This window comes from Pseudomonas putida (genome assembly GCF_004357765.1).
In the GTDB taxonomy this organism is placed as follows: domain Bacteria; phylum Pseudomonadota; class Gammaproteobacteria; order Pseudomonadales; family Pseudomonadaceae; genus Aquipseudomonas; species Aquipseudomonas putida_U.
This window is the reverse complement of the sequence record NZ_SMTE01000003.1, coordinates 114,287-138,523: the sequence shown is the minus strand read 5'-3', so window position 1 is coordinate 138,523 and position 24,237 is coordinate 114,287. Positions and strand designations below refer to the sequence as shown.

Genomic DNA, 24,237 nt, shown 5'->3' with positions numbered 1-24,237 from the left:
CGCGAAGAGGCCAATACCGTTTTCAACTTGTGAACCAGCATAAGGCAGCCCCCATGCGCCCCGCCCGCGCCCTGATCGACTTGCAAGCCCTCCGCCACAACTACCGCCTGGCCCGAGAACTGTCCGGTGCCAAGGCCCTTGCCGTGGTCAAGGCCGACGCCTATGGCCACGGCGCCGTGCGTTGCGCCCTGGCCCTGGAGCCCGAAGCCGACGGCTTCGCCGTGGCGTGCATCGAGGAGGCGCTGGAGCTGCGTGCCGCAGGCATCAAGGCACCGGTCTTGCTGCTGGAGGGCTTCTTCGAGTCCAGCGAGCTGGCACTGATCGCCGAACACGACCTGTGGTGCGTGGTGCATTCGCTGTGGCAGCTCGAGGCCATCGAAGCGACCGCCGTGCGCAAGCCGCTGACCATTTGGCTCAAGCTCGACAGCGGCATGCACCGCGTCGGCCTGCACCCCAAGGACTATCACGAGGCCTATCAGCGTCTGCTCGCCAGCGGCAAGGTCGCTCGCATCGTGTTGATGAGCCACTTCGCCCGGGCCGATGAGCCGGACGTCGATGCCACCGAGCAACAGATCGCATTGTTCCAGGCCGCCCGCCAAGGCCTCAGCGCCGAATGCAGCCTGCGTAATTCCCCTGGCGTGCTGGCCTGGCCGCAGGCCCCCAGCGACTGGGTCCGCCCTGGCATCATGCTGTATGGCGCCTCACCGTTCGAGACACCCCAGGCCCAGGCCGAGCGCCTGCAGCCGGTGATGACCCTGCAATCGCGGGTGATCAGCGTGCGTGAGCTGCCCGCCGGCGAGCCTGTGGGCTACGGCGGCAAATTCATCGGCCAGCGTCCGACCCGGGTGGGTGTGGTCGCCATGGGCTACGCCGACGGCTATCCACGTCATGCTCCCACGGGCACGCCAGTGGTGGTGGCCGGCAAGCGCGCATCGTTGATTGGCCGGGTCTCGATGGACATGCTGTGCATCGACCTTACCGACGTGCCTGAAGCCACTGTCGGCAGCCCGGTCGAGCTGTGGGGCAAGCAGGTGCTGGCCAGCGATGTGGCCCAGCGCGCCGGGACGATTCCCTACCAGATCTTCTGCAATCTCAAGCGGGTGCCGCTGGACTATTTCGGCGAATGAGCCGCTGAAGCGGTCAGGTTGAGGCGTGGTGTGTTGTAAATACTGAACGGCGTTGCCATGATATCGTTCACATCCACCCCGCCCATCCCTACCGATTCAGGAGGCTCCAGCTTTGGACGTCGGCGAACGACTGCAAGCCATCCGCAAGCTCAAGGGCCTGTCCCAGCGTGAGCTGGCCAAGCGTGCGGGTGTCACCAACAGCACCATCTCGATGATCGAGAAGAACAGCGTGAGCCCGTCGATCAGCTCATTGCGCAAGGTGCTGAGCGGCATTCCCATGTCCATGGTCGAGTTCTTCTCCGTAGAGCTGCAGGCCGAAAGCCCCGCGCAGATCGTCTACAAGGCCCACGAGCTGATCGACATCTCCGACGGTGCCGTGACCATGAAACTGGTCGGTAAATCGCACCCCAATCGCGCCATCGCCTTTCTCAACGAGGTCTATCCACCCGGCGCGGATACTGGCGAGGAGATGCTCACCCACGACGGCGAAGAAACCGGCATTCTGCTCGAAGGCCGTCTTGAACTGGTGGTCGGTACCGAAACCTTCATCCTCGAAGAGGGTGACAGCTACTACTTCGAAAGCACCCGACCGCACCGATTCCGCAATCCTTTCGATGAGCCGGCACGGTTGATCAGCGCGGCCACCCCCTCGAACTTTTGATCCAGCGCAGTGCATTGATTCGGCAATACCCCTTTCCGGTGTAGGGTCGTATCCACGGGTTCCGGGTTCCCGCTATACTTTTCAACGCTCGCATTACCGTGGCCGCGGGCGTGATTAGCCACCATGAGGGTGTACGCGTGAACCAAATCAAGAAGATGCTGGCCGTACCAGCAGCCGTTTTCGCCCTCTGGGCACTGGGCGCATCCGCCGCCACCAACGATGACCTCGCCAAGCGCCTCGAGCCGGTTGGGCAGGTGTGTGTGCAGGGCCAGGAGTGCAAGGGGATGGAAGTGGCCGCCGCCGCAGGTGGTGGCGGTGCCAAGACCCCCGATGAAATCATTGCCAAGCACTGCAACGCCTGCCATGGCAGCGGGCTGCTGGGTGCACCGAAGATCGGTGACACCGCCGCGTGGAAAGAACGCGCCGATCATCAAGGTGGCCTCGATGGGATTCTCGCCAAGGCCATCACCGGGCTGAACGCCATGCCGCCGAAAGGGACCTGTGCGGATTGCACGGACGAAGAACTCAAAGGGGCGATCCAGAAGATGTCGGGGTTGTGAGTCAAAGCTGAATTGCACCAAGCCCGCCATCGATGGCGGGCTTTTGTTTTTGGGTTGCCAATACCGGCCATTTCGCGGGCAACCAACCGCCCAACCTCGTGTCCAACCCCTGAACCCACGGATGTTTCAGGAGGCCCGGATGCACCTCTGCTCCCTCGACCAGGCCGTCGAGCAGGTCCTGGCACGATTGCCGGCCCATATTCACATGGGCCTGCCGCTGGGCCTGGGCAAACCCAATGCCTTCGTCAACGCCCTCTTTGCCCGTGTGCGCGAACTGCCCGAGCGCCGTCTGACCCTCTACACCGCGCTATCCCTCGGCCGTCCATCCTTGGGCGATGGTCTGCAACGACGCTTTCTCGAACCCTTCGTGGAGCGGGTGTTCGCCGATTACGAAGAACTCACCTACCTCACCGACCTGCGCAACGACAACCTGCCGCCCAATATCCGCGTCGAGCAGTTCTTCATGCAGCCCGGCAGCCTGCTGCACAGCGAAACCGCGCAGCAGGACTACGTCAGTAGCAATTACAGCCACGCCGCTCGTGACATCAATGCCAAGGGCCTCAACCTGATCGCCCAACTGGTGGCCGCTACCCCGGAGAAACCCATTCACCTGAGCCTGGCCTGCAACCCCGATATCACCCTCGACCTCTTGCCGATGATCGCCAAGCGCCGCGCCGCCGGGGAAACCATCCTGATGCTCGGCCAAGTGCATAGCGAGCTGCCTTACATGCCAGGTGATGCTGAGTTGCCCATCGATGCCTTCGACCTGCTGATCGACGAGGCCGAGCAACGCCGGCTGTTCTCCACGCCGAACATGCCGGTGACCCTTCAGGATCATTGCATCGGCCTGCATGCCAGCGCCTTGGTACGTGATGGCGGCACCCTGCAGATCGGAATAGGCGCCATGGGCGATGCACTGGCTGCGGCGCTGCTGGCGCGTGAACGCGACAACGCCGCCTACCAGGCGCTGCTCTCGACACTGGGCATCGCAGCCTGGCAGACCCTGATCGAGCGTGAGGGTGGCCTGGACGGCTTTGCCGAAGGCCTTTATGGCTGCAGCGAGATGTTCGTCAACGGCCTGTTGGCTTTGGTCGAGGCCGGGGTGGTGCGGCGTCCGGCCGATGAGCACGGTGCTCTGGTGCATGGCGGGTTCTTCCTGGGGCCTCAGGCGTTCTACCAGCACCTGCGCGATATGCCGCTGGAGCAGCGGGCGCGCTTCGCCATGACCCGCATCAGCTTCATCAACGAGTTGTACGGCGACGAGCAACTCAAGCGCCGCCAGCGCCGCGACGCACGCTTCGTCAATACCGTGTTCGGCATGACCCTGCTCGGTGCCGGGGTGGCAGATCAGCTCGAAGACGGCCGGGTACTCAGCGGGGTGGGCGGGCAGTACAACTTCGTTGCCCAAGGCCACGCTCTGGAAGGCGGGCGCTCGATCCTGCTATTGCGCAGTTGGCGCGAGGCGGGAGGCGAGGTGACTTCCAATCTGTTCTGGCAGTACGGCCACTGCACCATTCCCCGGCACCTGCGCGACATCGTGGTGACCGAATACGGCATCGCCGACCTGCGTGGGCAGACCGATAGCGAAGTGATCGCGCGGTTGTTGGCGATCAGCGATTCGCGCTTCCAGGGCGAGCTGATGGCGCAGGCCAAGGACGCGGGCAAGCTGGCCAGGGATTTCCAGCTCGATTCACGGTTCACCGACAACACACCGCAGCGTCTGGAGGCGCTGCGTGCTGAGCACGGACGGATGTTCCCCGAGTATCCACTGGGGACCGATTTCACGACGCAGGAGCAGGATCTGTTGCGCGCGCTGAACTGGTTGAAGAGCAAGCTCAAGCTGAGCGAGGTGCTGGAGTTGGGCAAGGCCACGCTGGAGGCGCCGGGGCCGCAAGGGTACGAAGCCCATCTGCTGCGGATGGGGCTGGAAAATCCGCAGGGGCTCAAGGAGGAACTGTATCAGCGGTTGCTGCTGGCGGGGTTGGCTGCGAGCAGGCATTCGTAAACGCCGGGCCCGCTCCCACAGGTGCTGCAGAGAGCCCTGTGGGAGCGGGCTTGCCCGCGAAGCAGACGACTCGATCAGTCGATGAAGCTGACCACACCGCCTTCCAGCGATTTCACCCGGGCCAGCGATTCGACGCGATAGCCCTGGCTGTCCAGCTCGGCGCGGCCGCCCTGGAACGACTTCTCGATGACGATCCCCAGGCCGGCCACGGTGGCGCCGGCTTGCTTGATGATCGAGATCAGCGCCTGGGACGCCTTGCCGTTGGCCAGGAAGTCGTCGATCACCAGGACGCGGTCGCTGCTGTTGAGGTGACGCGGCGAGATGGCCACGGTGTTCTCGGTCTGCTTGGTGAAGGAATACACCGTGGCAGTCAGCAGGTTCTCGGTCAGGGTCAGCGACTGGTGCTTGCGTGCGAAGATCACCGGTACGCCCAGTTTCAGGCCGGTCATCACTGCCGGGGCGATGCCCGAGGCTTCGATGGTGACGATCTTGGTCACGCCGGCATCGGCGAACAGACGGGCGAATTCGTCACCGATCTTTTGCATCAGCGCCGGGTCGATCTGATGGTTGAGAAACGCGTCGACTTTGAGAACCTGATCGGAAAGCACGATGCCTTCTTCGCGAATCTTCTGCTGCAGTGCTTCCACTGTGTATCTCCGATGTAGCTAGGTGGCCGCACGAAGCGGCAAAGTTAAAGAGTAATGGTTGATCAGCGTTTGAGCATTGCCCGGATATCGGCCAGGGCGTTGTTGCCGCGTGCGGCTTTGACTTCCACTGGCGCATCGTCCAAGCCTTCCCAGGCCAGGTCTTCCGGCGGTAGTTCATCGAGGAAGCGGCTGGGCGTGCAGTCGATGATCTCGCCGTACTGCTTGCGCTTGGCGGCGAAGGTGAACGCCAGGGTCTGGCGTGCGCGGGTGATGCCCACGTAGGCCAGGCGGCGCTCTTCCTCGATGGTGTCGGCCTCGATGCTGGAGCGGTGGGGGAGGATTTCCTCCTCCATGCCCATGATGAACACGTAAGGGAATTCCAGGCCCTTGGAGGCATGCAGGGTCATCATCTGCACACCTTCGGCGTTCTCTTCCTCTTCCTGCTGGCGCTCGAGCATGTCGCGCAACACCAGCTTGCCGATGGCGTCCTCGATGGTCATGTCACCCTCTTCGTCCTTCTCGAGGGTGTTCTTCAGCGCTTCGACCAGGAACCAGACGTTGCTGATGCGGAACTCGGCAGCCTTGTCGCTGGCGGTCTGCTGGCGAATCCAGTTCTCGTAGTCGATGTCGCGGATCATCTCGTGCAGCGCGGCGATCGGGTCTTCCAGGGCGACCTTGTGGCGTACCCCATCGAGCCAGTGCTTGAAGCGCTGCAGACGTTCGGTGTAGCGGGCATCGAGGTGCTCGCCCAAACCCAGCTCCTCGCTGGCGGCGTACATCGAGATGCGTCGCTCGGTGGCGTAGTTGCCGAGTTTTTCCAGGGTGGTCGAGCCGATTTCCCGGCGGGGCACGTTGATCACCCGCAGGTAGGCGTTGTCATCGTCCGGGTTCACCAACAGGCGCAAGTAGGCCATCAGGTCCTTGACCTCCTGGCGACCGAAGAAGCTGTTGCCGCCCGACAGGCGATACGGCACCTGGTGGTGCTGCAGCTTCAGTTCGATCAGCTTGGCCTGGTAGTTGCCGCGGTAGAGGATGGCGAAGTCGCTGTACGGTCGGTTGGTGCGCAGGTGCAGGGTGAGGATTTCCATCGCCACGCGTTCGGCCTCGGCTTCCTCGTTCTTGCAGCGGATCACGCGGATCTCGTCGCCTACGCCCATTTCGCTCCACAGCTGCTTTTCGAAGGCGTGCGGGTTGTTGGCGATGAGCACGTTGGCGCAACGCAGGATGCGGCTGGTCGAGCGGTAGTTCTGCTCCAGCATCACCACCTTAAGGGAGGGATAGTCCTCCTTGAGCAGCATCAGGTTCTCGGGCCGCGCGCCGCGCCAGGCGTAGATCGACTGGTCGTCGTCGCCGACCACGGTGAACTGGTTGCGCATGCCGATCAGCATTTTCACCAGCAGGTACTGGCTGGCGTTGGTGTCCTGGTATTCGTCGACCAACAGGTAGCGCACGCGGTTCTGCCAGCGTTCGAGCACGTCGGGGTGCTCCTGGAACAGCTTGACCGGCAGTAGGATCAGGTCGTCGAAGTCCACCGCGTTGAACGCCTTGAGCGTACGCTGGTAGTGGGTGTAGACGATGGCGGCGGTCTGCTCGCGCGGGTTGCGTGCATTCTCCAGCGCCTGGGCGGGCAGGATCAGGTCGTTCTTCCAGGCACCGATCATGTTCTTGATCTCGTCGATGCCGTCGTCGCCGGAATATTCCTTCTGCATGATGTCCGACAGCAGCGCCTTGATGTCGGATTCGTCGAAGATCGAGAAGCCCGGCTTGTAGCCCAGGCGCTCGTGCTCCTTGCGGATGATGTTCAGGCCCAGGTTGTGGAAGGTGCATACGGTCAGGCCACGGCCTTCCCCGGGACGCAGCAGGGTGCCGACCCGTTCCTTCATCTCGCGCGCGGCCTTGTTGGTGAAGGTCATTGCGACGATGTACTGGGCACGAATACCGCAGTTCTGGATCAGGTGGGCAATCTTGCGCGTGATCACGCTGGTCTTGCCCGAGCCGGCACCGGCGAGCACCAAAAGAGGGCCGCCGACGTAGTCACGGGCTTCCTGCTGCCGGGGATTGAGTCGGGACATGCTAGAAACCGGGGGTCGCCAGAAAATAGCCGCGCATTCTAACAGGCATGGGGCGGTTATGGCGCGACCGTCTGACGCGTGAGTCAGACTTTTGCAAGCCAAGGGCTATTACTGACGCTTCGCAGAAGTGGCAAAATCGCATTGCCGGTTGGCCCCGATTCGCGCAGGATGCACGACAGAATGCGTCGGGAGCCATTGTTGCGCTAGCATGCCCCCGGCTAGAACGTTTCCGTCCACGCCCCTAAGGAGCCCGCTTGTCCACGCCTGTCGAACCTGTGCGTTTGCTGCTGTTGGCTGATGAGCCGGAATGGGCTGCCCTGTTGCGCCAATGCCTGTTGCCCCTGGAGGGCAGCGCGGTGCTGTTGACCGCGCCGAACTGGGAGGCGGTGGACAGCATCTTCAGCCATGACCGCCAAGCGGTGATTCTTGCCACCCCGGCTTTGCAGCCGGCACCTGGCCGTTGCGAGCTGCCGACCATCCTGTTGCTCGAACACGAGCCGGAAAAATCACCGACCGCAGTCAGCGACTGGCTGGTGCGCGAGCAACTGACGGCCGACTCCTTGCGCCGCTCGCTGCGCCATGTGCGTGAGCGCGGCGTGCTGGTGGCCACCCTGCAGCGTCTGGCCGAACAGGACCCTCTCACCGGCATCGCCAATCGCCAGGGCTTCCAGGCCCTGCTCAGCGCACGTTTGGCCGAACACGATGGCCGCGGCGTTGCGCTCGGCCACCTGGACCTGGACAACTTTCGCCACGTCAACGATGCCCTCGGCCATCAGGGCGGCGACCGCCTGATCCTGCAGGTGGTGGCGCGTCTGAAACAGCAGTTGGAACCCGGCGACCAGCTGGCGCGCCTGGGCAGCGATGAGTTCGCCCTGCTGATCGACACCCGCCGCGATGTCAACCGCGCCGAGTCCGTGGCCGAGCGCATCGTCGAGGTGCTCACCGAGCCCTACTGGATCGATGGCGAGAGCCTGCTGCTCGGCTGCAGTCTGGGCCTGGCCCATGCTCGCGCTCAGGCCGGCCCCGACCCGTTGATGTGGCATGCGCACATTGCCATGCGCCAGGCCAAGGCCAATCAGGGCTGTACCTTCCATGTCTACGACGAGCGCATCAACCGCAACGCCCGCAGCCTGGCCGATCTCGAAGGTGAGTTGCGCCGCGCATTGCGTCGCGATGAACTGGAACTGCACTATCAACCGAGACTGAACCTGGCCGACGGCGCCATCGTTGGCCTCGAGGCGCTGGTGCGCTGGCGCCATGCCGAGCGCGGCCTGTTGCCGCCCAGCGAGTTCGTGCCCTTGGCCGAGCAGAGCGGGTTGATCGTGCCACTGGGCTACTGGGTGATCTCCCGTGCCCTGCGCGATATGCAGGCGCTGCGCGAAAGCGGCCTGGAACCGCTGCACATGGCGGTGAACCTGAGCTTCCGCCAGTTCCAGGATAGCCAGCTGCTGGCGACCCTGAGCCGACTGATCATCGAACATGGGGTGGATGCCCGCTGGCTGGAGTTCGAACTGACCGAAACCGCCGTGATGCGTCGCAACGAGCTGGTGCGCCAGACCATGGACGCGCTAGGGCGGCTCGGCGTGCGATTCTCGCTCGACGATTTCGGCACCGGGTTCTCGTCGTTCGTGCACCTGAACAGCCTGCCGATCGCCTTGCTCAAGGTCGACCGCAGCTTCGTCGCCGAGATGGAGATGCGCGAGGAGAACCGCAAGCTGGTTCACGCCATGATCAACCTGGCCCACAACCTCAACCTGGAGGTGGTGGCCGAAGGCGTCGAGAGCCCCGAGCAGATGGCCTTGCTGCGCGAGTTCGGCTGTGACCAGGTGCAGGGCTTCCTGGTTAGCAAACCGCTGCCGGTGGAGGAACTGGTGGAGTATTTGCGGCAGGTGCCCGAGCGGGATTTGGTGGCTGCGCTCTAGGGCCCTTTCGCGGGCAAGTCGGGGCGCCGAACCGCCGCTCCCACAGGTACTCCACGGTTTTCAAGCACTGTGGAGTACCTGTGGGAGCGGGCTTGTCCCGCGAAGAGGCCATGACGTCAGGCCGAAACCGCAGCTCCGGCACGGTTCTGTGCCTTGCGCATCATCCGCTTCACCCGCCACTCGAAGCCAAACGTCAGCGCCACGGCCGCGCACGCCAGGCCCAGCGCCAAACCCCACCAAACGCCCAGCGCGCCGCCGCCGAGGGTGAAGGTGAACAGCCAGGCACTCGGGGCGCCCACCAGCCAGTAGCAGACCAAGCCGATCAGGAAGGTGGTCCTGGCGTCCTTGAGCCCGCGAATCGAGCCCATGGCGATGGTCTGCATACCGTCGAACAGCTCGAACCAGGCGGCCACCATCAGCAATTGCACCGCCAGCTGGAAGATCGCCGCGAAAGCCGGGTCATTGCGGTCGATGAACAGCCCCACGAGCGCTTCCGGAAGCAGCCAGAACAGCGCGGCGAAGCCGAACATGATCGTCGCGCCGAACGCGATTCCCACCCGCCCGGCGCTGCGCGCCGCCAGCAGGTTGCCGCCGCCGTAGTAGAGGCCTACGCGCATGGTCACCGCGTAGGAAAGGCCGGTTGGTACCATGAATGCGGTCGAAACGATCTGCAAGGCGATCTGGTGCGCTGCCAATTGCGTGCTACCGAGCACACCCATGCACAGTGCCGCGAAAGCGAACAGGCCGACCTCCACCATGTAGGTGCCGCCGATCGGCAGGCCCAGCCGCCACAACTCACGCAGCGCCGTGAGCGAAGGGCGCCACAGCCCCTGGCGCAATGGATAGGCGTCGTAGGTGGGGTGCCAGCGGATGTACAGTGCCAGGGCAATGGCCATGCCCAGCGAGACGATCGCGGTCACCAGGCCGATGCCCATCAGGCCGAGCTTGGGCAGCCCGAACATGCCTTCGATCAGGGCATGGTTGAACAGGTAGTTGAGCACCGTGCCGACCAGGCTGATGACCATCACCGGGGTCGAGTGACCCAGCGCACTGGTGAAACCGCGCAGGGCCATGAAGGTCAGGTAGCTGGGCAATGCCAGCGGCAACAGGGTGAGAAACTCTGCCGCCGCGGCGACGTTGTCCGGTTGCTGGCCGAACAGCAACAGCACCGGTTCGAGGTTCCACAGCACCAGCGCCGCCATCAGTGCCAGGCCCCAGGCCAGCCACACACCGTTCTGCGCAAGACGGGTCGCTCCGGCGATGTCGTTGGCGCCCTTGCGGATGGCCACCAGGGTGCCGACGGCGGCGATCACGCCGAGGCAGAAGATCGACACGAACGAATAGCTCGCCGCACCCAGCCCCCCGCCGGCCAGCGCCTGCGGACTGATGCGTGCCATCATCAAGGTGTCGGTGAGCACCATCAGCATGTGCGCCAGCTGCGAGGCGACCAGTGGCCCGGCCAGGCGCAGCAGGGCCTTGAGTTCCGTGGTGGGCGCGACATGCATGGGGCGATCCTTGTTCCAAAGGTGAGCGAGGCGACGATTCTGAGGCTTCGGTCAACATTGCACAAAAGGATAAAAGCGATGATTGGCATGAGTTGAACTCATGCATATATGATTCTCGGCATTGCTCCCACCTCCCGCTGTTCAGGTGCCACATGTCCAGACAGTTACCTCCGTTGTATGCGTTGCGCGCATTCGAAGCTGCCGCACGGCTAAGCTCGTTCACCCGCGCCGGGGAAGAGCTGTCGATCACCCAGAGCGCGGTCAGCCGGCACATCCGCACACTCGAGGATCACTTCGCTTGCCGCTTGTTCGTGCGCAGCGGTCGTAGCCTGCAACTGACCGAAGCGGCGCGGACACTGTTGCCAGGCGTGCGCGAAGGCTTCGCCGCTCTGGAGCGGGCCTGCGACACATTGCGCGGCGAAGACGACATCCTGCGCATGAAGGCGCCTTCGACCCTGACCATGCGCTGGCTGCTGGCGCGCCTGAGCCGCTTTCGTCACTTGCAACCGGGCAACGAAGTGCAATTGACCAGCGCCTGGATGGACGTCGACCACGTCGATTTCAACCAAGAGCCGTTCGACTGCGCGGTACTGCTCAGCGATGGCGTGTTCCCGTCGGACTGGGAAGTGCGGCGGTTGTTTGCCGAACTGCTGATCCCGGTCGGTGCACCGGACCTGCTCGACCATGGCCCATGGGACGAGCGCCGGCTGGCCGGTATCGAGTTGCTGCACCCGACCCCGGACAAGCGCGACTGGCGCGAATGGCTGGAACGCATGGGCCTTACCGACAAGGTCTCGCTCAAGGGCGGGCAGGTGTTCGATACCCTGGAGTTGGGCATGATCGCGGCGGCACGGGGATACGGCATTTCCATGGGTGACTTGTTGATGGTGGCCGAGGATGTGGCCCAGGGACGGTTGAGCTTGCCGTGGCCCACGGCGGTACCCAGCGGCATGGACTACTACATGGTGTGGCCCCGGACTCGACCCGGTGGTGAGCGCCTGCGGCGACTGAGCCTGTTTCTGCAGGAAGAGGCCGCAGCCGTGGCACTGCCGGACGTGAGCATCCTGTCTCGGGCTTGAGTGTCTTTCGCAAAGGTTTGCGAATACCCACATTCAGCACTCAAGTATTGGTCTGCGGCGCCGATCTAATGGCACCAGCGTCCCGAAAGAGGACGTGATTTTCCCGTCCAAGAAAAGTGGGTGGTCAGCGTGATCAGGACGATCCCGGCCTCTTGCCAGGAGCTTCTAAATGTCTAAACCGCGTGCCCGAATCGCCTCCCAGCTCGGTGTCGCCCTTGCCATCGTGCTGGCGCTGGTGATCACCGGCAGTACCCTGTTCGCCCTGCGTGCGCTGGACGACGCCAACTTCGCCACGCGCCAGCAACACCTGGGCAGCGAGGCACGGCTGCTGGCCGACCAGTTAGCGACCTTCCACAGCTCGCTCAAGGACAACACCCAGCGCCTGAGCGGGCTTTTCGAGCGCCGTTTCGCCTCGGGTCTGGCGTTGCATGCCGATGAGCTGATCGATGTGGCGGGAGTGGCGACACCGGCGCTGTACCAGGGCGATCACCTGCTCAACAACGACTTCCACCAGGTCGACGAATTCCAACAGATGACGGCCGGTATCGCGACGCTGTTCGTCCGCAAGGGCGATGACTTCGTGCGCATCAGCACCAACCTGAAGAAACAGGATGGTACCCGCGCCATCGGCACCCAGCTCGACCGCCAGCATCCAGCTTATGCCAAGCTGATGGCCGGGCAGATGTACGTGGGCCGCGCGGTCCTGTTCGAGCGCAACTACATGACCCGCTATGTGCCGGTCAGCGACGCTGCCGGGCGGGTGATTGCCGTGCTGTTCGTCGGCTTCGACTACACCGATGCTCAGAATGCGCAGTTCACCAATCTCAAGCGCTTCCGCATCGGCCAGACCGGCTCGTTGGCCTTGCGCGACGAGCAGGGTCAGTGGCTGGTGCCGCCGGCCAACGCCGAGCAGGACCTCTTCAGTGTCTCCGCGCCGTTCGCCGAAGGCCCCTGGACCGTGGTGGCGAGCATGCCCAAGGCCGAGATCCGCGAGGTGACCTGGAGCGTCGGCGTGCGCCTGGCCATCGGCAGCCTGCTGGCGATGCTCCTGGCGGTGGCCGCCACGCTGTGGCTGCTACGGCGCAAGTTGCGTCCGCTGGACGATCTGGTGCGCCAGGCCGAGGCCCTGGGCGCCGGCGACTTGAATGCACGCCTGGTGGTGACCAGTCATGACGAGATCGGCCAGCTGGCAGGCAGCTTCAACAAGATGGGTGAAGCCCTGGCGACCATGGTCGAGCACATTCGCAGTGCCTCCGAGCAGGTCAGTGGCCGCGCCCGCTCTCTGTCCGGGCTGTCGGCCGGCGCCTGCGAGGGCATGGATCAGCAATCCGGTGAGATCACCAGCATGGCGGGTGCCGTGGAGGAGTTCAGCGCCACCTCGATGAACATCGCCGACAACATGGCCGGCACCGAGCGCATGGCCCGCGACAATGCCCAGCAGACCCGTATTGGCCGCAGCGCCATGGACGAGGCGTCGCGTTCGCTGCACCAGATCGCCGAGGCGCTGGGCGGCACGGCGACAGTGATGGACAGCCTGGGTGCACGTTCCCAGGAGATCGGTGGGATCATCAGCGTGATCACGGCGATTGCCGAGCAGACCAATCTGCTGGCGCTCAACGCGGCTATCGAGGCAGCGCGGGCAGGTGAGCAGGGCCGAGGGTTCGCCGTGGTCGCCGATGAAGTGCGTGGTCTGGCAGCGCGCACCCGCCAAGCGACGGATGAGATTTCCGGAATGATCACCAGCATTCAGCAGCAGACCGGGCATGCGATCACCACCTTGGAGCAAGGTAACCAGTTGATGCGTGAAGGGCTGGAGCGCAACGACAAAGTGGCCGAGGCGCTGGCGCGCATCGATGAGCAGAGCCGGGCGGCGGGGGAGCAGTTCGCCGTGATCAGTACCGCGACCCAGGAGCAGAGCAGTACCGCCACGGTGCTCAGCCGCAACCTGCAGAGCATCGCCCAGGCCAACAGCGAACAACGCGACGTGGCCAATGAGCTGGCCTTTACTGCGCGGGAGTTGGAAGGGTTGGCGGCGCAGTTGCGTCAGGAAGTGGATCGGTTCCGGGTGTAGCAGGTTGCAGCCTGTACTGGCCCTTTCGCGGGGCGAGCCCGCTCCCACAGGATCTCCACCGTTTTTCAGCCGGTGGTGTTCCTGTGGGAGCGGGCTCGCCCCGCGAAGAGGGCAGCGTGGTAGTCCTGGTTAAATACCTGGCAGCCCCAGCGCCTGCGCACAGGCTTGCACCGACCGCTGCTCGCTCTGCGCATACAATGTCAGCTCATCCTGCACCTGCAGTCCCAATGCCGCCTCGAAGGCCTCGCGGTTGGCATTGCTGCCGTATTCGGCCTGGGCGTCATCGCCCAGATTGGACTGGAAGATCCCCGCTGCACTGACCGGCAGGAAGTCTTCGTACACCAACGCTTCGAAATGCACGTGGCCGGCTTCGATCAGGCCTTCCAGGGTTGCCGGACGGTCTTGCTGACCACGGGCCGCCAGGCCTTTGTCGGTGGGGAAGTAGCGGAAGTACGCCAGGCCCTGTTCACGCATCTGCGCGAGGTCGTCGGGGAAGGTGGCGAAGCTTTCCTGCAGCAGTGCCATGTAGCGCTCGGCATTGGCCTCGGCGGGTGCGCCACCGAGGGCGGCGCGGGTAGCGTCCAGCAGCTGGTCGTAGAGCTGACGGCCCTTGGGCGTCAGCGCTGCGCCGCGTTGCTCGATCTCGCCGAAGCGTGCTGTGTGGCTGCCTTCGTTACCGTGCTGGCCGCTGAAGGCGACCTTTTCCTGCAGGGCCTTGAAGCTGGTCTGGCGTAACAGGATCGGGTGACGGCGGGTGGGGGGGCCTTCGACTACCGCTTTGGGTGGAATGCCCTTGGCCGGCATGCCGCGCTGAATGGCGTCGATGTCCAGGGTGCGCGGGGTCAGATGGTTGATGTGCGGGCCTTTGAAGGCTACCACGTCGGCGATCAGGCGGTGCTGGTCGTGCAATTGCTGGTACTGCTCGGCGGTGACCGTGGCGTCCTGGTGCCAGCGGAAGGTGTGCAGGGCCTCCTGCACGAATGCGTCGGCATCTTCGGCGTTCAGGCCACCGTCACGTTCGGCTTGGACGATCAGCTCGAGCGCACGGGGGGTGAAGATCTTGCGTTTGGCCAGAATGTCCTCGGCCAGGGCCCGCAATTGCGGGCTGTCGATCAGTTCCAGGCGCAACAACGAGGTGAACACGCGGAACGGGCTGACATGCAGCGATTGCTCGTGCACGGCGCGGAAGGCGGTGGAGTGCACTGGCACGCCGGCCGAGCTCAAGTCGTAGTAGCCGACCGGCTGCATGCCCATGACCGCGAACAGACGGGCGATGGTCGCCAGTTCTTCGGGTGTGCCGACGCGGATGGCGCCGTGGCGTTCCTGGTCGAGGCGTTCTATTTCGCCGGTCCAGCGCAGGGCCTGGGCAACCTGGGGTTGCTCGGCCATGACCTGCTGGTTGATTTCGCTCACCAACTCCAGCAGCGTGCCGTACAGCGGCACTTCCTGTTTGTACATGAGCGACATGGCGGCAGAGAACTGCGCGCGGATGCTGTCGGGGCTGACGAAATCGTGGGCGGGCATCGCTAGCTTCCTGGTTGGGTTCGGACACTTACATGAAAGCTGGGAATGCACTCTGGCCACAAGCGAAAAAAAGTGCGTGAGTCATTCCTTTTATGATCGACCTTGATGCCTCTTCGCGGGACAAGCCCGCTCCTACAGGTACCCCACAGTCTTTGAAAACCATGGGGTACCTGTGGGAGCGGGCTTGTCCCGCGAAGAGGCCATCAAGCCGGGAACTGCTCGCGAATCCACTCCACCAATGCCCGAACCTTCGGCACCTCGGCCGCATGCTCGGCATACGCCAGGTAATGAGCCCCCGCGCTGCGCATCGGATGATTCCAGGGAATGACCAGGCTGCCTTCTGCCAGCTCCTTGGCTGCCAGATAGCGCGGCACCAAGGCCACCCCGCAGCCGGACTGCGCCGCGCTCAAGGCCATGTAGAAGGTGTCGAAGCGCGGCCCGTGGTAAGCGCTGACGCTGTGCAGCTCCAGCTCCAGAAACCACTCGTGCCAGGCCTCGGGCCGTGAGGTGCTCTGCAGCAGCACCAGCTCGGCCAGCTCTGCGGCGCTGCCAAGCTCACGCCCGGCCAGCAGTTCCGGCGCGCACACCGGCACCACTTCTTCACCGAACAGTTCCACGCAGGTGGCGCCCGGCCAGGTGCCCTGGCCATAGAAGAACACCACGTCCGCCGAGCCCTGCAACAACGCGAACGGCTCCATCTCGTTGCGGATGTCCAGATGAATGTTCGGGTGGCGCTTGCCGAAGCCCTTCAGGTGCGGGATCAACCAGCGCACGCCGAAACTCGGCTGGGTGGCTACCTTCAATATCTCGGTCTGCTCGCCATACGTCAGCACATAGCGACTGGACATGTCGACCTGGGTGAGGATCTTGTTGACCTCGGCCAGGTACAGGCTGCCGGCCGGGGTCAGTTGCAGGCGCCGACGGATGCGCAGGAACAGGTGATGGCGCAGCATCTCTTCAAGCTGCGCCACCTGTTTGCTGACTGCGCTCTGGGTCAGGTGCAGTTCTTCGGCGGCACGGGTAAAACTCAGGTGGCGGGCTGCGGCCTCGAAGCATTGCAGCGCGGTCATGGAGGGCACCAGGCGTTTGGACATAGCGGTCTCTGTGGCTCGAATCATTACCTGACGGAATGATATGCGGAATAAAGGTCGTTTGTTGCACCAGAGTGATCGGATTAATACTGATCCCCATCAATTTTCCACCCCATCACCCGATGTAGGAGATGCACAAATGGTTGCTGGATTGCTCGAGCGCCTTGGCGTTGCCGCCGAGGCTTACACCCAGGGCGACTACCCTGTTCACACGCCGATCGACGGCAGCCAGATCGCCTCGGTGAAACTGCTTGGCAAGGCCGAGACCACTGCTTGCATCGATCAGGCCCACAGCGCTTTCGAAGCCTGGCGCAGCGTGCCGGCTCCACGCCGGGGCGAACTGGTGCGCCTGTTCGGTGAAGTGCTGCGCGCCCACAAGGCCGATCTTGGCGAGCTGGTCTCGATCGAAGCCGGCAAGATCACCCAGGAAGGCCTGGGTGAAGTGCAGGAAATGATCGACATCTGCGACTTCGCCGTCGGCCTGTCACGTCAGCTCTATGGTCTGACGATCGCCTCCGAGCGCCCGGGCCACCACATGCGTGAAACCTGGCACCCGCTGGGCGTGGTCGGTGTGATCAGCGCGTTCAACTTCCCGGTGGCCGTATGGGCCTGGAACACCGCCCTGGCGCTGGTGGCCGGCAACGCGGTGGTGTGGAAACCGTCGGAAAAGACGCCATTGACCGCGTTGGCTTGCCAGGCGCTGTTCGAAAAGGCCCTGAAGGCCTTCGGCGATGCTCCTGCAGGCTTGGCGCAGTTGGTGATCGGTGGCCGTGAGGCCGGCGAAGCCCTGGTCGACGACCCGCGTGTTCCGCTGGTCAGCGCCACCGGCAGCACCCGCATGGGCCGTGAAGTCGGCCCACGGGTGGCAGCACGCTTCGGCCGCAGCATCCTCGAATTGGGCGGCAACAACGCCATGATCCTGGCGCCGAGCGCCGACCTTGACCTGGCCGTGCGTGGCATCCTGTTCTCCGCCGTCGGCACCGCCGGTCAGCGCTGTACCACCCTGCGTCGTCTCATCGTGCACCGCTCGATCAAAGACGAGGTAGTGGCTCGGGTCAAAGCCGCCTACGGCAAGGTACGCATCGGCGACCCACGCAAGGACAACTTGGTCGGCCCGCTGATCGACAAGCAGTCGTTCGACGCCATGCAAGGCGCACTGGCCAAGGCCCGTGACGAAGGTGGCCAGGTGTTCGGCGGCGAGCGCCAACTGGCCGAGCAATACCCGAACGCCTATTACGTGTCGCCGGCCATCGCCGAGATGCCCGGGCAGAGCGACGTGGTACGCCACGAGACGTTTGCGCCGATCCTCTACGTGCTGGCCTACGACGATTTCGAAGAGGCCCTGCGCCTGAACAACGAGGTGCCCCAAGGCCTGTCGTCGTGCATCTTCACCACCGACATTCGCGAGGCCGAGCGCTTCCAGAGCGCCTCGGGCAGTGACTGCGGTATCGCCAACGTCAACATCGGCACCAGCGGTGCCGAGATCGGTGGTGCGTTCGGTGGCGAGAAGGAAACCGGCGGTGGGCGTGAGTCCGGCTCCGATGCCTGGAAAGGTTACATGCGTCGTCAGACCAACACCGTGAACTACTCGCGTGAGTTGCCGCTGGCGCAGGGGATCGTGTTCGACTGATGCTGCATGGCCGGGGGCATTGCCCCCGGTTCGCGGGTAAGCCCGCTCCCACAGGCGCCACACAGGCCTCAAGGGCAGTGGAGGTCCTGTGGGAGCGGGCTTGCCCGCGAATGGGCTGCAAAGCAGCCCCAACAAGAACAAATTGCTGGAGCCGGGCCATGGCCGAACTGCGTCAACAATGCTTGTGGGAATTCGTCAGTAAACCTGCCGTCGCCGTTCAGGCCCTGGCCGGTGAACACAAAACCGACGTATGCGTCATCGGCGGGGGCATCACTGGCCTGTCGGCGGCCATCCACCTGCTCGAACAGGGCAAGTCGGTGATCCTGCTGGAGGCCTGGCAGATTGGCCATGGCGGCTCCGGGCGCAACGTCGGGCTGGTCAATGCCGGTACCTGGATCCGTCCCGACGATGTCGAGGCGACCCTGGGCCACAAGCAAGGCGGTCGTCTGAACAAGGTGCTTGGCGAAGCCCCTGGTGAAGTGTTCGCCATGATCGAGCGTCTTGGCATCGACTGCCAGGCGCAGAACAAGGGCACCCTGCACATGGCGCACAACGCCACTGGCATCGCCGACCTCGAGGCGCGTCACACCCAGTGGAGCCGTCGCGGTGCCGACGTCGAGCTGCTGACTGGCGCCCAGTGCCAGGAATACTGCGGCACCGACAAGATCTCCGCCGCGCTGCTCGACCGCCGCGCCGGTACCATCAACCCCATGGGTTATACCCAAGGCCTGGCGGCTGCCGTGGTACGCCTGGGCGGTAAGCTGTTCCAGCAGTCCTCGGTCGAAGGCCTTTCACGTGAAGGCGATGCCTGGCGAGTGAAGACCGCTCACGGCTCGGTGCGTGCCGAGAAGGTGGTGATTTCCACGGGGGCCTACACCGAAGGCGACTGGAGCAACCTGCAAAAGCAGTTCTTCCGAGGTTACTACTACCAAGTGGCCTCCAAGCCGCTGCAAGGCGCCGCCGCCGACAAGGTCCTGCCCCATGGGCAAGGTTCGTGGGACACGCGCACGGTGCTCAGCAGCATCCGCCGCGATGACCAAGGGCGCTTGCTGCTCGGCAGCCTCGGCCGGGTCGACAACAAGCCGGCGTGGTTCGTGCGTAGCTGGGCTGACCGGATCCAGCGCCATTACTATCCTGAATTGGGCAAGGTCGAGTGGGAAATGCACTGGACCGGCTGCATCGACTTCACGCCGGATCACCTGATGCGCTTGTTCGAGCCGGCGCCGGGGCTGGTGGCGGTGACTGGCTACAATGGTCGCGGCAATACCACCGGGACCGTGATCGGGCGAGCATTCGCGGAGTTTCTGCTCAAGGATCAGCCGGACAGTCTGCCGATCCCGTTCTCGCCGATGAAGGGTGTGAGTGCGCCTTCGCTGCGCACTGCGTTCTATGAATCGGGGTTCTCGCTGTATCACGCGGGGCAGTGTTTGCGGGTGGTGTTGTAGCGGCGGGCGTCATCGCCGGCAAGCCGGCTTCTGCAGATCCGCGTTGGCCGGTCCAGGCTATCTATGCAACCAGCTGAGAAAGCCGCCTTTCTTGATTGAAGGCGGCTTCTGCAACAGCAACGACTCCCGGCTCTGTCGGCGAAACCGTTGCAGCTTGGTCAGCGCCACCTGCACCTCGCCTCGCTGCTCCAGGCAGCTCTTTACCTGGGCCTTGTCGATGCGGTACAGCACGCAGCTGGTCAGTGTCCTGAATTCGGCCAGCGAGTCGTCCTCGTCGACGATGCCCTCGATCCCCAGCACCTCCCCCGGCCCCATGCGCCCCGCTTCGAGCAGTTTGTCGCCATCGCGCACCGAGGCTGATACCACGCCGCTACCGATCACCAGCAGATAGTCGGAGTGCGCTCCCACTTCGAGGATCACCTGGTCGGCCAGGTATTCCACGGTGGTCATGCGCTGGCTCAAGGCATCGCGCTCGTCCTCGCTCAGCGAGCGGAACACCCGCACCTCGTCCAGCACGTCGCGTTGGCGGCTGCGCGGCGGCATCGCCAGGTCGGCGTTCCACACCACGCCGCTGGCCTCCAGGTGGCGGTGCGCCAGGTCGAACAGCTGATTGCGTGCCTCGCCCTTGCCGGCCATGTCGGCGATGAAACCGCTGGCCTCGTATTCCACCGCGCCGAGGGATGACGTCTTCACCGAGACTCTGGGCGGCGGAGAGGGGAGGATCGCCCGGGTGCCCTGCAGAGCCTTTTCCAGGGCATCGAACACCCGCCGGGGGCGTACCTTGGCCGGCACCACCACGCTGATCGACACCCCGTGCACATCCGGCGGGCGGCTGTGGTTGAGCAACCGCGCCTTGGCCGCCACCGAGTTGGGGATCACCGCCAGACTGCCGGTGCCGGTGAGCAGGCGCGTGGCGCGCCAGTCGATGTCCAGCACCTTGCCCTCGGTGCCGTCGATGGCGATCGAGTCACCGATCTGGTAGGGCCGCGTGGTGTTCAGCACGATGCCGCTGAACACATCGGCCAGGGTGCTCTGCAACGCCAGACCGATGACGATGGCCATCACTCCGGAGGTGGCCAACAGGCCCTTGACCGGCAGCTGCATCACGTAGCCAGCGGCGGCGACCACCGCCGCCAGGAATATCAATGCCCCCAGGACGTCCTGCAGCAAGCGCCCGCCATGGCTGCCGCGGGCCCCGAGCAACAGTCCGAACACCACCGTCACCGTGCGCGCGCCGAACAACCACCAGCCGATGGCCAGCACCGTGGCCATGAGATTGCGCGCCAGGTCGTCTGGCCAGGGGGGTGGCTGCAGCGGGCTCATCCCGGCAGCCAGCAGCACCGCGCTGAACAGCAGGAAGATCGCCAGCCGTGCGCCGATGCGCCAGAGCCTTCGGTGGATGGGGATCAGCTGCCAGAGGATGAGGTCGAGCAGGATCAAGGTAGCGCCGAGCAACAACGGGGAAGACTGGATGAACGCCAGCATGATCGTCTCGGTACAGGGGAGGGCTGTGGGTAGTAATAGAGCAGGTTCGTGCGCCAGGCAATGGGCTTGGTCGCGAAAAAACCGCCGCCGATCTATCGTTCACAAAATAGAACGCTAAAGCCAAAAAAAGCAGTCTACCGCTCCAAAGGTCCTGGTTTTAATCTTCTCCCATCAACGCGAAACACCCAACTACTGAAAATCGACACCTTAGGAGCTACGACCATGAGCAACTTCAAATACAACCGCCTGAACAAAGACGACGCCGCTGTTCTGCTGGTCGACCACCAGGCTGGCCTGCTGTCGCTGGTCCGTGACATCGAGCCGGATGCATTCAAGAACAACGTGCTGGCCCTGGCCGATCTTGCCAAGTTCTTCAACCTGCCGACCATCCTCACCACCAGCTTCGAGCAAGGCCCCAACGGCCCGCTGGTGCCCGAACTGAAAGCGCTGTTCCCGGATGCCCCGTACATCGCCCGCCCAGGCCAGATCAACGCCTGGGACAACGAAGACTTCGTCAAGGCGGTGAAGGCCACCGGCAAGAAGCAACTGATCATCGCTGGTGTAGTGACCGAAGTGTGCGTGGCCTTCCCGGCCCTGGCAGCCCTGGAAGAAGAGTTCGATGTGTTCGTGGTCACCGATGCTTCCGGCACCTTCAACGAAATGACCCGCGACGCCGCGCACAACCGCATGAGCCAGGCCGGTGCGCAACTGATGACCTGGTTCGGCGTGGCCTGTGAGCTGCACCGCGACTGGCGCAACGACATCGAAGGTCTGGCAACGCTGTGCTCGAATCACATCCCGGATTACCGGAATCTGATGACCAGCTACAACGCCTTCAACGCCGGCAAGTGAGCCGACCCTGCCCCGGGCTCGTCCGGGGCAGCATTCTCCATTGATCACTACGCCCGTCTGCCGTTGCACAGTGGATGCGGGCACGCTCATCCAAGGAACGCCGATGAACACCGCACTCCAGAACAACCGCGAAGTGGTAACCGTCTGTCTGCAACAGCAGATCCTTGAAAGCCCGCCCGGCACCACGGCCACGCAGCCCCCACGCTGGAAGCAGGCGCTGCTGACCTACCTGGTGATCTGCCCGATGACCATGATCATCCCGCAACTGCTGGCGCCGTTGTTCGCCCGCTTTCCACAGCTCGGGGGCCTGATTGTCGGCAACCTGATCGTCAACTTGTTCGTCATCTTGCCCGTGGTCTTCTACATCATGCCCTGGGTGACCCGACGCAGCGCCAAGTGGTTGCAGGGCTAAGCTTCCTCCACCTGCACCGCACATCCATTCAATCCATGGCTGCACCGCAACCGGCATGATCCGCGGATGCAGCAGCCGCCGGCGCCACACGGAGATGACCATGACCCAGGACCCCAACGACAAGAGCCGTCGCCAGTTCCTCGCCACCAGCACCGTGCTCGGTGCCGCCGGCGCGCTCTGGTCCGCTTTGCCCTTCGCCGGCGCTGCCGGTTCCGCCCATGCATCCACCCAAGGAGGCTCCATGACCGCCGACCTCATCCTGTTCAACGGTAAACTGCACACCGTCGACCGCGAAAAGCCCACCGCCACCGCCGCTGCCATCAAGGACGGGCGTTTCATCGCCGTGGGCAACGATGCCGAGGCCATGGCCCACAAGGGTGCGGCTACGCAGATCATCGATCTCAAGCAGCGCACGGTCATTCCTGGCCTCAACGATTCGCACCTGCACTTGATCCGCGGCGGCCTCAACTACAACCTGGAGCTGCGCTGGGAAGGCGTGCCATCGGTGGCCGATGCCCTGCGCATGCTCAAGGACCAGGCGGCACGTACGCCAACCCCGCAGTGGGTCCGTGTGGTGGGTGGCTGGAACGAGTTCCAGTTCGCCGAAAAGCGCATGCCGACCCTGGAAGAAATCAACCAGGCCGCCCCCGACACCCCGGTGTTTCTGCTGCACCTGTATGACCGCGCGTTGCTCAATCGCGCCGCTCTCAAGGCCGTGGGCTATGACAAGAGCACCCCGAACCCACCGGGGGGCGAGATCCAGCGTGACAAGTTCGGCAATCCGACCGGCATGCTGATCGCCCGTCCCAACGCGATGATCCTCTACGCCACCTTGGCCAAAGGGCCGAAACTGCCGCTGGAATATCAGGTCAACTCCACCCGCCAGTTCATGCGTGAACTCAATCGTCTGGGTTTGACCAGCGCCATCGATGCTGGCGGCGGCTACCAGAACTTCCCTGACGATTACTCGGTGATCCAGGAACTGGCCGACAAGGACCAGCTGACCGTGCGCATCGCTTACAACCTGTTCACCCAGAAGCCAAAGGAAGAGCTGGACGATTTCCGCAAGTGGACCGCCAGCGTCAAGCTGCACAGCGGTACCGACTTCCTGCGCCACAATGGCGCTGGCGAGATGCTGGTGTTCTCTGCCGCTGACTTCGAAGACTTCCTCGAACCGCGTCCGGACCTGCCGCAGACCATGGAGCAGGAACTGGAGCCGGTAGTGCGCCACTTGGTCGAGCAGCGCTGGCCGTTCCGCCTGCATGCCACCTACAACGAATCGATCACGCGCATGCTCGACGTGTTCGAGAAGGTCAACCGTGACATTCCGTTCAATGGCCTGCCGTGGTTCTTCGATCACGCCGAAACCATCAGCCCGGAGAACATCGAGCGCGTACGTGCCTTGGGCGGCGGTATCGCCATCCAGGACCGTATGGCCTTCCAGGGTGAATACTTCGTCGACCGTTACGGCGCCAAGGCTGCCGAGCAAACGCCGCCGATCAAGCGCATGCTCGAGATGGGCGTACCGGTGGGCGCCGGTACCGATGCTACCCGCGTGTCGAGCTACAACCCCTGGACTTCGCTGTACTGGTTGGTCAGCGGCAAGACCGTGGGTGGCATGGAGCTGTACCCGGAAGGCTTGGACCGTGCTACCGCGCTGCAGTTGTTCACCCAGGGCAGTGCCTGGTTCTCCAGCGAGCAGGGCAAGAAAGGCCAGATCAAGGTAGGTCAGTTGGCCGACCTGGCGGCGCTGTCGCTGGACTTCTTCAGCGTCGAGGAAGAAGCGATCAAGGGCATCGAGTCGGTGCTGACCATCGTCGATGGCAAGGTGGTGTATGCAGCAGCCGAGTTCGACCGCCTCGGCCCACCCCAGGTGCCGGTGCTGCCCGAGTGGTCGCCGGTGACCAAGGTGCCAGGGCACTGGCGTGTGGGCACGCCGTCGCTGGCGGCAGTGGCGCACCAGTGCGTCGGGCCTTGCGGGGTGCATGCACACAGCCATGAGAAGGCGCGGCATTCGAGCGTGCCGGTGAACGACTTCCAGGGCTTCTGGGGCGCGTTGGGTTGTTCGTGCTTCGCCTTCTGACCTGAGCTGTCAGTCGTCTGTGCGGGTCTCTTCGCGGCGGTTCGGCGCGAAGAGGCCAGCATAGCC

At 63.9% G+C, this 24,237-nt stretch carries 18 protein-coding genes and 1 pseudogene; 13 read left to right on the top strand and 6 right to left on the bottom strand.

Translation table 11 applies throughout. The features are described 5' to 3' along the window. Positions 1 to 53: 53 nt before the first annotated feature. The 4 genes from alr (at position 54) to E2H86_RS05180 (ending at position 4,353) form a co-directional block, all read left to right on the top strand. Positions 54 to 1,127 (top strand): alanine racemase, encoded by a 1,074-nt coding sequence (gene alr / locus E2H86_RS05195; protein WP_133325421.1) that lies wholly within the window; start codon positions 54 to 56, stop codon positions 1,125 to 1,127. Positions 1,128 to 1,239: 112 nt separating this feature from the next. Beyond that, positions 1,240 to 1,788, top strand: a complete 549-nt coding sequence (locus E2H86_RS05190) for a cupin domain-containing protein (RefSeq protein ID WP_133325419.1) — start codon at positions 1,240 to 1,242, stop codon at positions 1,786 to 1,788. A gap of 137 nt (positions 1,789 to 1,925) precedes the next feature. Further along, the gene (locus E2H86_RS05185) at positions 1,926 to 2,348 is read left to right on the top strand and encodes a c-type cytochrome (protein ID WP_196171396.1); all 423 of its coding nucleotides are present in this window, start codon (positions 1,926 to 1,928) and stop codon (positions 2,346 to 2,348) included. A gap of 139 nt (positions 2,349 to 2,487) precedes the next feature. Further along, entirely contained in the window at positions 2,488 to 4,353 is a 1,866-nt protein-coding gene (locus E2H86_RS05180) for an acetyl-CoA hydrolase/transferase C-terminal domain-containing protein (protein ID WP_133325417.1), read from the top strand. A 74-nt stretch (positions 4,354 to 4,427) separates the two neighbouring features. Here E2H86_RS05180 and E2H86_RS05175 read toward each other — a convergent pair whose 3' ends face one another. Then, positions 4,428 to 5,000 (bottom strand): xanthine phosphoribosyltransferase, encoded by a 573-nt coding sequence (locus tag E2H86_RS05175; protein ID WP_133325415.1) that lies wholly within the window; start codon positions 4,998 to 5,000, stop codon positions 4,428 to 4,430. Positions 5,001 to 5,062: 62 nt separating this feature from the next. Then, positions 5,063 to 7,072: a DNA helicase Rep gene (rep, locus tag E2H86_RS05170; RefSeq protein ID WP_133325413.1), complete on the bottom strand. Its 2,010-nt coding sequence runs from the start codon at positions 7,070 to 7,072 to the stop codon at positions 5,063 to 5,065. A 254-nt stretch (positions 7,073 to 7,326) separates the two neighbouring features. On the opposite strand from rep, the gene E2H86_RS05165 reads away from it, so the two are divergent. Then, entirely contained in the window at positions 7,327 to 8,994 is a 1,668-nt protein-coding gene (locus E2H86_RS05165; protein ID WP_133325411.1) for a putative bifunctional diguanylate cyclase/phosphodiesterase, read from the top strand. Between the two features lie 116 nt (positions 8,995 to 9,110). On the opposite strand, the gene E2H86_RS05160 is transcribed toward E2H86_RS05165, so the two are convergent. Continuing rightward, on the bottom strand, positions 9,111 to 10,499 hold the full coding sequence (locus E2H86_RS05160; protein WP_133325409.1) for a NorM family multidrug efflux MATE transporter: 1,389 nt from the start codon (positions 10,497 to 10,499) through the stop codon (positions 9,111 to 9,113). A gap of 152 nt (positions 10,500 to 10,651) precedes the next feature. On the opposite strand from E2H86_RS05160, the gene E2H86_RS05155 reads away from it, so the two are divergent. The 3 genes and pseudogenes from E2H86_RS05155 to E2H86_RS26750 all read left to right on the top strand — a co-directional run bounded on the left by E2H86_RS05155 (position 10,652) and on the right by E2H86_RS26750 (position 13,649). Beyond that, complete coding sequence (locus E2H86_RS05155; protein WP_133325407.1) at positions 10,652 to 11,578, top strand: LysR substrate-binding domain-containing protein; 927 nt, start codon at positions 10,652 to 10,654, stop codon at positions 11,576 to 11,578. A 169-nt stretch (positions 11,579 to 11,747) separates the two neighbouring features. Continuing rightward, positions 11,748 to 12,788: pseudogene (locus E2H86_RS26755) on the top strand (Cache 3/Cache 2 fusion domain-containing protein); the annotation flags it as partial. After that, complete coding sequence (locus E2H86_RS26750) at positions 12,786 to 13,649, top strand: methyl-accepting chemotaxis protein (protein ID WP_397466254.1); 864 nt, start codon at positions 12,786 to 12,788, stop codon at positions 13,647 to 13,649. The pseudogene E2H86_RS26755 and the gene E2H86_RS26750, both read left to right, overlap by 3 nt. A 129-nt stretch (positions 13,650 to 13,778) precedes the next feature. Here E2H86_RS26750 and hglS read toward each other — a convergent pair whose 3' ends face one another. Then, positions 13,779 to 15,173 (bottom strand): 2-oxoadipate dioxygenase/decarboxylase HglS, encoded by a 1,395-nt coding sequence (hglS, locus tag E2H86_RS05145; RefSeq protein WP_133325403.1) that lies wholly within the window; start codon positions 15,171 to 15,173, stop codon positions 13,779 to 13,781. Between the two features lie 203 nt (positions 15,174 to 15,376). Continuing rightward, complete coding sequence (locus tag E2H86_RS05135) at positions 15,377 to 16,267, bottom strand: LysR family transcriptional regulator (protein WP_133325399.1); 891 nt, start codon at positions 16,265 to 16,267, stop codon at positions 15,377 to 15,379. 136 nt (positions 16,268 to 16,403) lie between these two features. On the opposite strand from E2H86_RS05135, the gene amaB reads away from it, so the two are divergent. Next, the gene (gene amaB, locus E2H86_RS05130) at positions 16,404 to 17,894 is read left to right on the top strand and encodes an L-piperidine-6-carboxylate dehydrogenase (protein WP_133325397.1); all 1,491 of its coding nucleotides are present in this window, start codon (positions 16,404 to 16,406) and stop codon (positions 17,892 to 17,894) included. 158 nt (positions 17,895 to 18,052) lie between these two features. Next, positions 18,053 to 19,339 carry an L-pipecolate oxidase gene (amaA, locus tag E2H86_RS05125; protein ID WP_133325395.1) on the top strand — a complete coding sequence of 429 codons (1,287 nt, stop codon included), beginning with the start codon at positions 18,053 to 18,055 and terminating at the stop codon, positions 19,337 to 19,339. Between the two features lie 57 nt (positions 19,340 to 19,396). Here amaA and E2H86_RS05120 read toward each other — a convergent pair whose 3' ends face one another. Then, positions 19,397 to 20,824: a mechanosensitive ion channel family protein gene (locus E2H86_RS05120; RefSeq protein WP_133325393.1), complete on the bottom strand. Its 1,428-nt coding sequence runs from the start codon at positions 20,822 to 20,824 to the stop codon at positions 19,397 to 19,399. Between the two features lie 222 nt (positions 20,825 to 21,046). On the opposite strand from E2H86_RS05120, the gene ycaC reads away from it, so the two are divergent. The 3 genes from ycaC (at position 21,047) to E2H86_RS05105 (ending at position 24,171) form a co-directional block, all read left to right on the top strand. Then, the gene (gene ycaC, locus E2H86_RS05115; RefSeq protein ID WP_133325391.1) at positions 21,047 to 21,676 is read left to right on the top strand and encodes an isochorismate family cysteine hydrolase YcaC; all 630 of its coding nucleotides are present in this window, start codon (positions 21,047 to 21,049) and stop codon (positions 21,674 to 21,676) included. Positions 21,677 to 21,779: 103 nt separating this feature from the next. Beyond that, positions 21,780 to 22,088, top strand: a complete 309-nt coding sequence (locus E2H86_RS05110) for a hypothetical protein (protein WP_133325389.1) — start codon at positions 21,780 to 21,782, stop codon at positions 22,086 to 22,088. Between the two features lie 241 nt (positions 22,089 to 22,329). Beyond that, positions 22,330 to 24,171, top strand: a complete 1,842-nt coding sequence (locus E2H86_RS05105) for an amidohydrolase (protein ID WP_165976037.1) — start codon at positions 22,330 to 22,332, stop codon at positions 24,169 to 24,171. Positions 24,172 to 24,237 lie beyond the last annotated feature (66 nt).